Source organism: Pseudomonas sp. NPDC086251 (genome assembly GCF_044746405.1).
Taxonomy (GTDB): domain Bacteria; phylum Pseudomonadota; class Gammaproteobacteria; order Pseudomonadales; family Pseudomonadaceae; genus Aquipseudomonas.
Map to the genome: position 1 here is coordinate 98,229 of NZ_JBIVBY010000003.1, position 13,335 is coordinate 111,563.

At 59.9% G+C, this 13,335-nt stretch carries 9 protein-coding genes and 1 pseudogene; 1 reads left to right on the forward strand and 9 read right to left on the reverse strand.

Going from position 1 to position 13,335, the window contains the following annotated elements:
* Positions 1-143: 143 nt before the first annotated feature.
* Positions 144-1,244 (reverse strand): glycine-betaine demethylase subunit GbcB, encoded by a 1,101-nt coding sequence (gene gbcB, locus ACIPL2_RS06210; protein ID WP_401353986.1) that lies wholly within the window; start codon positions 1,242-1,244, stop codon positions 144-146.
* A gap of 281 nt (positions 1,245-1,525) precedes the next feature.
* On the opposite strand from gbcB, the gene gbcA reads away from it, so the two are divergent.
* Positions 1,526-2,821, forward strand: coding sequence for a glycine-betaine demethylase subunit GbcA (gbcA, locus tag ACIPL2_RS06215; protein ID WP_059407455.1), 1,296 nt, complete (start codon positions 1,526-1,528; stop codon positions 2,819-2,821).
* 787 nt (positions 2,822-3,608) lie between these two features.
* Here gbcA and ACIPL2_RS06220 read toward each other — a convergent pair.
* From ACIPL2_RS06220 to ACIPL2_RS06255, 8 genes and pseudogenes are all read right to left on the reverse strand, one after another.
* A pseudogene (locus ACIPL2_RS06220) lies at positions 3,609-4,770 on the reverse strand (retropepsin-like aspartic protease).
* 146 nt (positions 4,771-4,916) lie between these two features.
* The gene (locus tag ACIPL2_RS06225; protein ID WP_401353988.1) at positions 4,917-5,714 is read right to left on the reverse strand and encodes an RHS repeat-associated core domain-containing protein; all 798 of its coding nucleotides are present in this window, start codon (positions 5,712-5,714) and stop codon (positions 4,917-4,919) included.
* A 172-nt stretch (positions 5,715-5,886) separates the two neighbouring features.
* Complete coding sequence (locus ACIPL2_RS06230; RefSeq protein WP_401353991.1) at positions 5,887-6,453, reverse strand: GNAT family N-acetyltransferase; 567 nt, start codon at positions 6,451-6,453, stop codon at positions 5,887-5,889.
* Positions 6,454-6,575: 122 nt separating this feature from the next.
* Complete coding sequence (locus ACIPL2_RS06235) at positions 6,576-7,346, reverse strand: electron transfer flavoprotein subunit beta (protein WP_305503579.1); 771 nt, start codon at positions 7,344-7,346, stop codon at positions 6,576-6,578.
* Between the two features lie 15 nt (positions 7,347-7,361).
* A complete protein-coding gene (locus tag ACIPL2_RS06240; RefSeq protein ID WP_401353994.1) occupies positions 7,362-8,582 on the reverse strand; it encodes an electron transfer flavoprotein subunit alpha/FixB family protein in 1,221 nt (406 codons plus the stop codon).
* The gene (dgcB, locus tag ACIPL2_RS06245; protein WP_401353996.1) at positions 8,582-10,531 is read right to left on the reverse strand and encodes a dimethylglycine demethylation protein DgcB; all 1,950 of its coding nucleotides are present in this window, start codon (positions 10,529-10,531) and stop codon (positions 8,582-8,584) included. Before dgcB ends, ACIPL2_RS06240 begins: the two co-directional genes overlap by 1 nt.
* A 172-nt stretch (positions 10,532-10,703) precedes the next feature.
* The gene (gene dgcA / locus ACIPL2_RS06250) at positions 10,704-12,764 is read right to left on the reverse strand and encodes a dimethylglycine demethylation protein DgcA (protein WP_401353998.1); all 2,061 of its coding nucleotides are present in this window, start codon (positions 12,762-12,764) and stop codon (positions 10,704-10,706) included.
* A 15-nt stretch (positions 12,765-12,779) separates the two neighbouring features.
* Positions 12,780-13,310 carry a DUF5943 domain-containing protein gene (locus tag ACIPL2_RS06255; protein ID WP_008033249.1) on the reverse strand — a complete coding sequence of 177 codons (531 nt, stop codon included), beginning with the start codon at positions 13,308-13,310 and terminating at the stop codon, positions 12,780-12,782.
* Positions 13,311-13,335 lie beyond the last annotated feature (25 nt).

Consider the following 13,335-nt stretch of genomic DNA (forward strand, 5'->3'; position numbering starts at 1 on the left):
TTTCGACTAATAAACGGAGCTTTTTTGTAGCTTTCGATATAAACGAGGCTGCGATCTTTTGACTTTGTTTTTTTAAGATCAAGATCAAAAGATCGCAGCCTCGTTTCTCTCGACAGCTCCTACAGGGGGTTATTTGGCGCGTATCAGAATTCGATCCGCACGTCGCCCTTCGGCACGCTGCAGCACGACAGGATGAACCCTTCCGCTTCGTCTTCTTCGGTGATCCCGCCGTTGTGTTCCATCTCCACTTCGCCGCCCAGCTTCATCACCTTGCACGTCCCGCAAATCCCCATCCCGCAGGCCTTCGGAATCAACAGACCGAGCTTGGCCGCCGCCGCATGCACGGTCTCCCCCGGCGCCACCCGAATGCTCTTGCCGGACGCGGTGAATTCCACCTGATGCAGATCCGCCACGTCGATGTCCGGTGCGTCGGCGGCGATTTCCGCTTGCTCCACCGCATCGGCACGGGCTTCCGGTGGCGTGGCGCCGAAGGATTCCTCGTGATAACGGCTCATGTCGAAACCGGCCGTTTCGAGCATGCGCTTGACCGCGTTCATGTACGGCGTCGGCCCGCAGCAGAACACCTCGCGCTCCATGAAGTCCGGAGCCATCAGCTCCAGCATCTTGTGGTTCAGGTAACCGCGATAACCCGCCCACGGCTCGCCCAGACCATGCTTCTCGCAGATCAGGTGCAGGCTGAAGTTATCGATCCGCGACGCCATGTGTTCCAGCTCGCGGTGGTAAATGATGTCTTTGGGCGAACGGGCGCTGTGGATAAACACCATGTCGACATTGCCGTTGGTGTCGTAGAACCAGCGCGCCATCGACATGACCGGCGTGATCCCCACGCCGCCGCTGAGGTACAGCACTTTCGGCGCGGTGAAGTCCATGGCGTTGAACAGCCCGACCGGCCCGTGCACCGCCAGCTCCTGGCCTTCGTGCAGGGTGTCGTGCAACCAGTTCGAGACCTTGCCGCCCGGCACGCGCTTGATCGTCACCGAGAAGCTGTACGGCACCGACGGCGAGCTGGAAATGGTGTAGGAGCGCATGATCGGCACGCCTTCGATTTCCAGCTCTAGGGTGACAAACTGCCCCGGTTTAAAGAAGAACAGGATCGGCTGGTCCGCCATAAAGCAGAAGGTGCGCACATCCCAGGTTTCCTGGATCACTTTGACGCAACGGACGATGTGACGACCATTGGCCCAGGTCTGGGTCGTTACCGGATTCAGGAAGCTGTTGGACATGCTGTTCTCCACCGCCGATGCTCGGCCTTATGTTGGCGATTCTGCGTATAGCGCGGATCACCCATTTACCTATCTGCGACATTCACATACTTATCGCGACCAGCCCCCAACTACCGGGGGTTGCGCGTCGGGAACAGATTGGGCCATGTCGCCCATGGATAAGGTTCCGGGCAACGCCGGCCCCACACTCGCTCCATACCAAGACACAATCTTTACACCTTGCGTAGCAAACCTGATCAGCCACTTTCGCGGCCACGCAGATGGCCTTGAGGAAACACACGATGGACGTCACCGCAAAAATCAGCCTGGGCGATCCGCTGGAACCCGCACGCAAGGCCACCGCGCAGATGCTGCAAGAGCGCGAGCGCACTTTCTCGCTGCCGCAGCCGTTTTACTCTGACGAGCGGCTGTTTGATATCGACATGCAGGAAATCTTCCAGAAAGAGTGGTTGATCGCCGGCATGACCTGCGAGATCCCGGCCAAGGGCAACTACCTGACCCTGCAAATCGGCAAGAACCCGATCATCGTGATTCGCGGCGCCGAAGGCGTCGTGCATGCGTTCCACAACGTCTGCCGTCACCGTGGTTCGCGCTTGTGCACCAGTGAAAAAGGCAAGGTCGCCAAGCTGGTCTGCCATTACCACCAGTGGACTTACGAACTGGACGGTCGCCTGCTGTTCGCCGGCACCGAAATGGGCGCCGACTTCGACATGAAGCAGTACGGCCTGAAACCGGTAAACGTGAAGACCGCCGGCGGCTACATCTTTATCAGCCTGGCGGAGAACCCGCCGGCCATCGATGACTTCCTGTCGACGCTGAACCATTACATGGAACCGTACGACATGGAAAACACCAAGGTGGCGATCCAGACCACCTTGTTCGAAAAGGCCAACTGGAAACTGGTGCTGGAAAACAACCGCGAGTGCTACCACTGCAACGCGTCGCACCCGGAACTGCTGAAAACCCTGCTGGAATGGGACGACGTCACCGACCCGCGCGCCGACCAGGCCTTCAAGGACCACGTCGCCGCCTCCGCCGCTGCCTGGGAAGCCGAGAAAATCCCTTACGCCCACGCCAGCTTCGGCCTGCGTAACCGCATCGTGCGCATGCCGCTGCTCAAGGGCACCGTCTCGATGACCCTGGACGGCAAACAAGGCTGCGCCAAACTCATGGGCCGCATCAAGAACCCGGACCTGGGCTCGATGCGCATCCTGCACCTGCCGCATTCGTGGAACCACTGCATGGGCGACCACATCATCGTGTTCACCGTGTGGCCGATCAGCGCGCAGGAAACCATGGTCACCACCAAGTGGATCGTGCACAAGGACGCCGTCGAAGGCGTCGACTACGACGTGGAGCGCATGCGCAAGGTCTGGGACGCCACCAACGACCAGGACCGTCGCCTGGCCGAAGAGAATCAGCGCGGCATCAACTCCACCGCGTACCAGCCTGGGCCTTACTCCAAGACCTATGAGTTTGGCGTGGTGAACTTTGTGGATTGGTACAGCGAGCGTCTGCTGAGCAACCTCGGGGCCGAGCCTGCGCCTTACCTCAAAGGGGTTCCGGTTCAGGGCTAACGTCAAAAGCTTCGCGAGCAAGCCCGCTTCCACATTAGATCGCCGGCGTTCACAAACTTTGTGAACAACCCGGTCAAGTGTGGGAGCGGGCTTGCTCGCGAAGGCGCCCTCCCGACAACGCGTATCTCCCCGAAAACTCACTCTCCGTTATAACTGTACGAAATATGATCTATCTCGTTCTGGCCTATACCGGACGTGGCTCCCAGCCTTCCGCAAACAAGTTATCCACACCTCCACCCACAGCTAATGGGGACAAGTGTGGATTTACGCAAAAAATTCTCCACAGAAACCGAAGAAAATCCGTGACTTATCCAGAAGCAAGGTTTCAAACGCGCATTGATCATTTTTTGATCTAAAGCTTGAAAGCGACGGTTTATATGGCTTGCAGAGGATAGCGAACACCTTATCCACAGAAGCGCCAACAGACTTTGGGGGCAACTTCGACAAATCTGTGGAAAACCTCCGGCAGCCACTATAAATCGGGGTTCTCGAGGGTTTTATCGACGTCAAACCATGATTTGATCGTTTTTTAACCAGAAGCCTGAACAGCCCGGATTGTATAGCCTGTAGCGGTTAGCGAACATCTTATCCACAGAAGCGCCAACAGAGATTGGGGGCAAGTATTCCCCAGTGCCAAATTTTATCCACTGTAAAAAGCCAGTAAAAACCGCAGGTTAGGCTGGTTGTTTTTTGTACGAAGGCTTGCAGGGCCTGATTGGTATGGGGTGTAGCGAAGGGCGAACATGTTATCCACAGAAGCGCTAACAGGGATTGTGGGTAACCACGATCAGAGCCTGTTGAAACACGACCGGCCTGAGTCGATATCCAGATTCAGCTCGTAGTCTTTGAACGCACGCCACCCGAGCAAAAGAGACGGCACGTACTGCCCAAGCAGCATGGAGGGCGGGATCGTATAGTCCGGGTAGTATCGGTAGGTGATCAACCGGGTACGGCCGGACAAGCTCAATTCGCCCCTGTAGGTTCGGTAGCCCAGCTTTTTGGCGACGTGAATGGGTGAGTTGCCCGGCGAGGCCGATGTCAGGTAATCCACATTGCCGGTGTCGATAATCGCCAGCGTCGCCCTTCGATCCAGCCGTGCGGCGATGGTCAGTCGTTGATTGATGTCGATACGCGCATAGGTAATTGGCGAATCACATCGCGGGACGTTCGGCGTTTATCTCCAGGGTCTTTTTCGTGACCTTCAAAGGACCTAACTTACCGAGCAGATCAAGCCCGAGTAAGTTATCCCGGTCACTGACAAACACCAGGACGTTCCTGAACTCGCTTGAGCCTATCTTTAACGACTTGAAAATCCCGAGCTTGGCGGACAGGTCGCGCTCGCCATAAAACGTGCTGTAGCCATAGTGGGAGTCAGTTAACAGCCTGATCCCCATCAGCTTCGCGGTTTCGGTATTGACCCGGGTTTGCGGCGCGCCCGTATCCACAATAAACCGTGACGAGACACCATTGGCCGCTTTGACATCGATGTAGGGCAGCACCTCGTCAGTCACCTGGCTGTCACTGGCGTAGGGATGAATCGCCAGTACTTCACGCCGTTGCGTCCTTGTCACCGAAAAATCGGCGACCGCGCGCAAGGTCGCGATCGATTCGCTGCCGAACATGGAAAACATGGCTTTGAGTTCAGGATCACGCGCTATGGCCTGGGCATGACGACGCTTGATCGCCAGATAGTAGTCGGGAAGCTGATTGGCGGTTTTTGCCTCGAACATTCGGGCGAAAACGGTGACTGAACAATCGAGGTTTTTATCGGCCGCCAGCACTCTATCGCACTGCTGCTTCATCTGCGTCAGAGAGGCTTTTTGTCCCTGTTCGGAGCTCATCCATTGATAGAAGCCCGGATCGGGCTCATTCAGCCTGGTAGCGGCCAGCGATGCCGTCGATACCGCCGTAACCCACCCGAGAAGCAGAGCCAGCTTTAATGGCTGCATAGCCAACCCATTCATAAAAACCAGGTTTTATGATCGAGCGCTGAACCTCTGAAAAACTCCGTGACTGCGTGATTCACTCTTAACAGCGCACAGTGAAAATGTAGCTCAATGAAGCTCTCTCAGCGCGCTGGGCGTCAGGCTGCAATCTAGGAAGTTCTGATCGTTTCGGAAGCATTGGCTGTTTCTTTGACAGGAATTTCTGAAGACACTGCCTGTAATGACGATGAAGCCTTAGCGGGCGTTGCCGAATCACCCCATCCCACTATGTTTTTGACGTTCGCCTTGACTGTGCTCCACAGCACGTTGCTCTGGTAGGCCGTCCTGAGCGCAACAGCGCCACGCGTTGCAGCACCTGCCAACAACGCCGTTGTCCCTACGGCACTGACGATTTGTCCGCTAGGGAGTCCCGCCAACTGCATGGCCGCCCCCACAAGGCTGCCAACAGACCCGGCCAGGCTGAAACGCGTGGCCTGTAACGCAACCCCGGAAACCTTGGGTCCGAAGATCATGGCCACCGGAACCACAGAGTGCAGCGCTACGGTCAAACCTCGCTGAACGATCGGCAAAATAGCCGTCAGGTACTGCCCTGTCGGGTCCGTGAAGTTGAGAGGGTCGCCATTGCAGTAGGCATAGGCATTAATCCCGCCCTTGCCAAAAGGACTCAGCCGATCAGGGCTGTGAAAACGCATCAGCACAGGGTTGTAGACTCGATATCCATTGCCCAGGTGATACCGGCCGGTTGAACGCTCTTTGAGCTGCCCATTGAAACCCACGCAAGTCCGGGCATTCTGCAAACCGCTTTGCAAGCCATAGGAGGAATACGCGAGGAAGTTCGGGCCACTGCGGTCCAGCTCGGCGAGAACGCTTTGCTGCAGGTCCGTAGCCAGCAACAAGGTCCGGGGAAACAGCTGATCCGTATGTCGAGTCGGGTGGGCGATGGGCATCAGAAGCATCCTTGAAGAGACCTGAGCAACCCGCGGTCATACCTGCTTTGGAGCCTGAACCATTGAGCAGCTCTGAAAGCACAAGCGGTGCCTACGGTTCAGTACCCTAACAAACGATCAATAAAACCGACACTAGCAGTTCTGATAGGTTCTCCTGTGATCGGGCTCCGGACTAAGGCCGATACATCAGATAGGCCTCACCCGTGACCCGTATCATCGGGTGCGGCGTGATTTGGCAGGTGTCGACGATACGGAAGCCATGCCGCTCGTAAAACCGCCGGGCGCCGGTGTTGGCGGCGTAGTCGATCAGGCTCAGGCCATTGAGCCCCAACTGATTGGCACGGTCGTAGGCGTAGGCGAGGAATTGCTTGCCCAGGCCCCGGTTGCGCCAGCCCTCGTGCAGCGCCAGGCTGGAGATGTAGAGGGTGTCGGGGATTTCCATTGTGGCGTAGGGCGCCAGGACTGGATCGGTGACGGGCGCTGCCAGTGGATCGTGGCGCATCACGTAGCTGTGCATCATGCCAATGACGCGGCCCTCGGCCTCGGCGATGAGGCAGTTCTGATAAGAAAAATCTACGTCGTCACGGGCGTAACGACTGGCGCCCACGTCCAGTAAATCCTGACCGGGTTGCGCCAGTTGGCTCCAGATGTAATCTGCAGCGCCCTCTGATGAAATCTGGAACAAGCGAGCAATCTCCCGCGCATCCGCGCGCAGGGCCGAACGAAATTCAACGGTCATTAATTTTTCCTTGTGGGAGCGAGCCTGCTCGCGAAGGCGATCTGTCAGTCACATTGATGTTGGATATGACGACCTCTTCGCGAGCAAGCCCGCTCCCACATTAGATCTGTGTGGGGTGTTCGTTAGCGGACGACGCCTTCTTCGATCAATAACTTGAGGATCGCCTCGGCACCGGCTTGCGCGGTCACGCCCTTGAGCACTTGTCCGCCGCCGCCACTGGCTTTGGCCGTCGCGGCTTTCATGCGGTCGGCGCCGCTCTTGGCCTTGATTACTTTCAAGCGTTTAGGCCGTGGCTTGGCCGGTTGCAGGGTGGCGACCGCCAGCAGTTCATCGTCGACGACTTCAACTTCATCCGCCTGCAACACGCCGCGCCGGGCCGGGCCGTAGGCGCTCTGCCGCGGCTTTGGCGCGGCGTTATCCACCGTGGCGAGAAACGGCAGGCGCACTTTCAAGCGACGGCGCTGACCGCGCGGCAAGGCTTGCAGCACCAGCGCCGAGCCGCCGTCGATGGATTCGACCTGAGCCAATCCCACCACCAGCGGCCAGCCCAGGCTCTCCGCCAGCAGGAACGGCAACATGCCCGAACCTTCGCCGGTTTCTGCCTGGCTACCGGTCAGCACGACTTGTGCCCCGGCATCCCGCAAATAGGCGGTCAAGGCCGGTAGCGCGTCGGCGCCTTCCGGTTGTTCCAGCACGTGCAGTTGCTCAAGGCCCATGCCCAGGTAAGCGCGCAGCGCAGGCTCGGCGACGTCGCCGGCATGCAGCACTTGCAAGTTATCCCCAGCCAGTTGCAGACCCAGTTCCACGGCGCGCGCATCCTGCTCGGCGCGACGTGGCCGGCCAGAGGTCGGATGGGCGCCGATGGACACCAGGCTGATGATTTTCGTGCTCATAACCCTTTCCTTCCCTTAAGCCGCATCGCGCTTGGCTTCGTTGCGGTAAGCCTCTACCGCCGCGATCAAGGCTTGAAGAATCTCGGCGCTCTCGCCGATCACCGACAGGTCGGCCCGTTTGATCATGTCGCAGCCAGGGTCGAGGTTGATCGCCACCACCTTGTCGCAGGCACCAATGCCTTGCAGGTGCTGGATCGCCCCGGAAATCCCCACTGCCACGTAGACCCGCGCAGTGACCCAAGTGCCGGAGGCACCGACCTGACGGTCGCGAGCCATAAAGCCATCGTCCACCGCCACCCGCGATGCGCCTTCGGTGGCGCCAAGGGCAGCGGCAGTCTGGTGGAACAACGGCCAATCCTTGACCCCGTTGCCGCCGGAGAAGATGAATTCGGCTTCGGCCATCGGAATCGCTGCCGGGTCCACCGCTACAGCGCCCAAATCCTCGATGCGCGACAGACTGCGCGCCACGGTTGTGGATAACTCCACGGGCAAGGCTTCGTGACGGGTTTCGCTGACCGGTTCGGCGCACTCGACGGCGGCCAGAATCAACCGTGCAACCGGGCGCGCAAGGTCTTGCAGGCCAGCACCGGCGCGGCCGATGCATTCCTGATCCTTGACCTGCCAGACCCGCGTGGCCGGGCGTTCGCCCAGTGCCGCCGCAAAGCGTCGACCCAATTCACCACCGCCGCTGCGGCTGTCCGGCAGCAACCAGTGACGCGGGCTGAACTGATTATCCACAGCCCGCAGGCCCTGGACCCGTTGTTCCGGTGCATAACCGCTGAACTCATCGCCTTCCAGTACCAGCAGACGATCGACGCCAGCGGTCGCAAAGGCGTTTTCCTTGTGTTCACCGAAGACCACGGCCAACACCGCGCCGTCGTTGCCAGCCAATTGATGAGCCAGGCCCAGCAGGTCGCGGTCGTGGCTGCTCAAGCGGCCACCGACCATGTCCGGCACCACGCTGATGTAAAACGCCGGTGCGGGCACTTGATGCAGCGACAACTGCACTTCAACGGCGGCCGAGCGTTTGGTCGCCCCGCCCTGTTGCGCGCCGCTGCGGTCGATGCGCTTGATGCCGTTGGGCCCGATAAAACCGATGCCGTGAAGGTTCTTGCGGATGACGCCGTTAGGCCCCATCCAGCTGTGCTGCGCCGGTTGCATGGCCGCGTGCAGCGGGTGCAGGCGGTTGCGGGCAATCCATTCGGCGCGGGGGTCGCGGCGGATAATGTCGCTCATCAGTGGGCCTCCGCAGGTTCACGTTTGGCCGGTGTGGACGGTTTGCTCGGTGCTTCATCTTCGAGCAATGCGTCGGCCACCAGTTCGGCGATGTCCTTGATCAATGGCCGGGGTTCAACCACGCCTTCGAGCATCGCGGTGCATTGTGGACAACCCACGGCCACCAGTTCGGCGCCGGTTTCGCGGATGTCTTCCATGCGCATGTCGGGGATCCGCTGCTTGCCCGGAATGTCGGTGATCGGCGCGCCGCCACCACCGCCGCAGCAGCGTGAACGGAAACCGGAGCGTTGCATTTCCTTGATCTCGATCCCCAGGGCACGCAGCACCTCACGCGGTGCCTCGTATTCGCCGTTATAGCGACCCAGGTAGCACGGGTCGTGATAGGTCACGCTGGTGCCTTTGTGCTGGCCGAGGTTGAGGGCGCCAGCGCCGATGATTTCGGCCATGTAGGTACTGTGGTGCTGCACGAGGTAGTTGCCGTCGAAGGCGCCGTACTCGTTTTTCAACACATGGAAGCTGTGCGGGTCGCAGGTGACGATGCGGTTGAAGCTGTACTTGGCCAGGGTCTGGATGTTGCGTTTGGCCAACAGCTGGAAGGTCGCTTCGTCGCCCAGGCGTCGGGCGACGTCACCGCTGTCGCGTTCTTCAAGACCGAGCACCGCGAAGTCGACTTTGGCCGCTTTCAGCACTTTGACGAAGGCGCGCAGGGTGCGCTGGTTGCGCATGTCGAAGGCACCGTCGCCGACCCAGAACAGCACGTCGACCGACTTCTTCTCGCTCATCAGCGTGAGGTTCAAGTCCGCCGCCCAGTTCATCCGCCCGCCCGGGGCGAAGCCGCCCGGGTTGTCGGTGGCGATCAGGTTTTCCAGGACTTCGGCACCCTTGTTCGGGGTCGCGCCCTTTTCCAGCGTCAGATGGCGACGCATGTCGACGATGGCATCGACGTGCTCGATCATCATCGGGCATTCCTCGACGCAGGCGCGGCAGGTGGTGCACGACCATAGGGTTTCGGCGTCCACCAGACCGTTGACGATTGGTTGGTGCGGATTGCCTGCGTGCTCGCCGATGGCTTTGCCCGGATAAGGGCTGCCGGCGAACTTGGCATCGGTGCCACCGGCCAGGCCGACGACCATGTCCTGAATCAGTTTTTTCGGGTTCAGCGGCTGGCCAGCGGCAAACGCTGGGCACGCCGCTTCGCACTTACCGCACTGCACACAAGCGTCAAAGCCGAGCAGTTGGTTCCAGGTGAAATCCTTGGGTTTTTCCACGCCCAGCGGCGCGGTCGGGTCGTTCAGGTCCAACTGTTTCAAACCGGTGGAACGACCGCCGTTGAAGCGTTCGACGCGACGGTGCCAGGCCAGGTGCAAGGCGCCGGCAAAGGCGTGCTTCATCGGCCCACCCCAGGTCATGCCGAAGAACAATTCCGATACGCCCCACAACACACCGATCCCCAGGATCACCGCTAGCATCCAGCCGCCGAAGTTTTCCGGAAGGATGCCCGCCACCGGCAGGGTCACCAGGAAGAAGGATGCCGAGAACGCCAGCAAGCTTTTCGGCAAGCGCATCCATGGGCCCTTGGACAAACGGGCCGGTGGATTGCGCCGACGCAGGTAAACAAAAATCGCACCGACGAACATCACGGCCGTCATCAACAGCAGCGCATAACCGAGGAAGCGGTTATGCAGGCCGAAACCGTGCACCAGAATCGCCAGCACGATCGACGCTACCGCACCACCGGCTGTGGCGACGTGGGTGTTGGCGATGTATTTGTCCCGCGCGACGACGTGGTGCAAGTCGACCATGTAGCGCTTGGGCATGGCGAACAGGCCGCCGATCAGGTCGACTTTCGAAGCCCGGCCCCGGCGCCACATAGCCACCCGCCGCAACGCGCCCAGGACACCCAGGCCCAGGGCAGCGAACAACAGGATTGGAAGAAGGGTGTTCAACATGGTGAAGCTCCCAAAGACCGCAGGGTCTTGCAGGCCAAACTACCTGGATGCCTTGCTAGACCCTGTAGGAGCGAGGCTTGCCCGCGAAGGCGATGGATCAGCCGACATCAATGTTGAATGTCAGTACGTCTTCGCGGGCAAGCCTCGCTCCTACAGGGTTATCCACAAGCTCTTAGAAATCCTTGCACAACCGCAGCGCGTCATAGATCGCCGCGTGGGTGTTGCGTTGCGCCACGCAGTCGCCGATGCGGAACAGCAAGTAGCCGTCGCCCGCCTGGCTCAGCGAAGGTTGCGGCTTGATCGCGAACAGGGCCTCGATGTCCATCTGGCCTTTGTTGCGCGAGCCTTCCTTCAGGGCGTAGTAGATTTCTTCGTCCGGACGCACGCCGTTTTCAACGACGACCTGGTCCACCACCCGCTCCTCTTTGGCGCCGGTGTATTCGTTTTCCAGCACCGCCACCAGCTTGTCGCCTTCGCGGTAGACCTTCTCCAGCATCATGTCGCCGGTCATGATCACTTCTTTCGGGTACATGCTGCGGTAGTACGTCGGGAACGAGGTCCCGCCAATTGCCACGCCCGGCTTGATGTCGTCAGTGACGATCTCGACCTGGCTGCCCTTGTCGGCGAGGAAGTCGGCAGCCGACATCCCGGTGAACTCGCAAATGGTGTCGTAGACCAGCACGTTCTTGCCCGGCGCAACCTTGCCGTCGAGGATGTCCCAGCTACTGACCACCAGGCCTTCGGCCGCGCCCCAGTGTTCGTTCTGCTCCAGGAACGGATGGCCGCCGACGGCGAGCACCACCACGTCCGGACGCAGGTCGAGAATGGTCGCCGCATCCGCCGCCACGCCCAGGCGCAGGTCGACTTTCAGACGCGCCAGCTCCAGTTGGAACCAGCGAGTGATCCCGGCGATCTGGTCCCGTTGCGGCGCTTTCGAAGCCGTGGTGATCTGCCCACCGATGAATTCTTTTTTCTCGAACAGGGTCACGTCGTGGCCACGTTCGGCAGAGACGCGAGCCGCTTCCATCCCCGCAGGACCGGCACCGACGACGACAACCTTGCGCTTCACACCGGTCGATTTCTCGATGATGTGCGGCACACCCATGTATTCACGGGAGGTCGCGGCGTTCTGGATGCACAGCACGTCCAGGCCTTGGTACTGACGGTCGATGCAGTAGTTGGCGCCGACGCATTGTTTGATCTGGTCGACCTGGCCCATCTTGATCTTGGCGATCAGGTGCGGGTCGGCGATGTGGGCGCGAGTCATGCCGACCATGTCGACGTAGCCGCCTTCCAGAATACGGGTCGCCTGGTTCGGGTCCTTGATGTTCTGCGCGTGCAGAACCGGGGCCTTCACCACTTCCTTGATACCGGCAGCCAAATGCAGGAACGGCTCCGGTGGATAACTCATGTTGGGGATAACGTTGGCCAGGGTGTTGTGGGTGTCGCAACCCGAGCCGACCACGCCGATGAAGTCGATCATGCCGGTGTCGTCGTAGTACTTGGCGATCTGCTTCATGTCCTCGTGGGACAGGCCATCCGGGTGGAATTCATCACCGCACAGACGGATCCCGACGCAGAAATCCGGGCCGACTTCAGCCCGCACAGCCTTCAATACTTCGAGGCCGAAACGCATGCGGTTTTCGAAGCTGCCGCCCCATTCGTCGGTACGTTTGTTGACGCGCGGGCTCCAGAACTGGTCGATCATGTGCTGGTGCACGGCCGACAGTTCGATGCCGTCCAGGCCGCCGGCCTTGGCGCGGCCCGCCGCAGTGGCGTAGTTACCGATCACCCGCCAGATTTCTTCCGGCTCGATGGTTTTGCAGGTCGCACGGTGCACCGGCTCGCGGATGCCCGACGGTGACAGCAGGGTTGGCCAATGCTCGCCGTCCCAACGCGAGCGTCGGCCCATGTGGGTAATCTGGATCATGATCTTGGCGCCATGCTTGTGCATGGCATCGGCCAGGTTCTGGAAGTGCGGAATGATCCGGTCGTCGGCCAGGTTGACCGACTTCCACCAGCCTTGCGGGCTGTCGATGGCCACGCTGGAGGAACCGCCGCAAATCGCCAGGCCGATCCCGCCCTTGGCTTTCTCTTCGTAATACTTGACGTACCGGTCGGTGGTCATGCCGCCGTCGGTGGCATAGACCTCGGCGTGCGCGGTGCTGAGCACGCGGTTACGGATGGTCAGTTTGCCGATCTGGATCGGCTGGAACATTGCTTCGAAAGCCATGGCGGGTTCCTCGACTTACAACGGCTTGACGGTGAACAAACCGTCGTCGTGGCCTTCTTCGGAGCCACCGTAGACTTGTTCGGCAACGGTGCGAATCTTGCTGCCGCGGGCTTGCAGAATCTGGTCCATGGCACCGGCAAACCAGCCAGTGAACATGTAGTCGACCTTGCGCCCGACCTTGCCGTACACATAGACGAACGCCGAGTGTTCGAGCTTGACGCTGGCGGTGCCTTTGTCGAGGTCGATGTCCTGGATCTTGAACAGGCCCCAGCCGCGCTGCGACAGGCGCTTCATGTAGTGCTCGAACACCGCGACGCCTTCCAGGCCGTGGCATTCGGCTTCTTTCTCACACCAGTGCCAGGCGGATTTGTAGCCGGCCTTGTAGAGGATTTCGGCGTAGGCGTCGGCGCCCAGCACTTCCTCGATGCCCATGTGGTTGTTGACGAAGAAATGGCGCGGCACGTACAGCATCGGCAGGGCGTCGGAGGTCCAGACACCGGTTTCGCTGTCGACTTCGATAGGTAATTGCGGGGCGATCTTGGCCATGGAAACTTAACTCCAGAAAAATTTG

Excerpts from the sequence above, each read along its gene's own strand:
- gbcB (WP_401353986.1), bottom strand. The coding sequence starts at position 1,244 with ATGTCCAACAGCTTCCTGAATCCGGTAACGACCCAGACCTGGGCCAAT.
- gbcA (WP_059407455.1), top strand. The coding sequence starts at position 1,526 with ATGGACGTCACCGCAAAAATCAGCCTGGGCGATCCGCTGGAACCCGCA.
- ACIPL2_RS06225 (WP_401353988.1), bottom strand. The coding sequence starts at position 5,714 with ATGCCCATCGCCCACCCGACTCGACATACGGATCAGCTGTTTCCCCGG.
- ACIPL2_RS06230 (WP_401353991.1), bottom strand. The coding sequence starts at position 6,453 with ATGACCGTTGAATTTCGTTCGGCCCTGCGCGCGGATGCGCGGGAGATT.
- ACIPL2_RS06235 (WP_305503579.1), bottom strand. The coding sequence starts at position 7,346 with ATGAGCACGAAAATCATCAGCCTGGTGTCCATCGGCGCCCATCCGACC.
- ACIPL2_RS06240 (WP_401353994.1), bottom strand. The coding sequence starts at position 8,582 with ATGAGCGACATTATCCGCCGCGACCCCCGCGCCGAATGGATTGCCCGC.
- dgcB (WP_401353996.1), bottom strand. The coding sequence starts at position 10,531 with ATGTTGAACACCCTTCTTCCAATCCTGTTGTTCGCTGCCCTGGGCCTG.
- dgcA (WP_401353998.1), bottom strand. The coding sequence starts at position 12,764 with ATGGCTTTCGAAGCAATGTTCCAGCCGATCCAGATCGGCAAACTGACC.
- ACIPL2_RS06255 (WP_008033249.1), bottom strand. The coding sequence starts at position 13,310 with ATGGCCAAGATCGCCCCGCAATTACCTATCGAAGTCGACAGCGAAACC.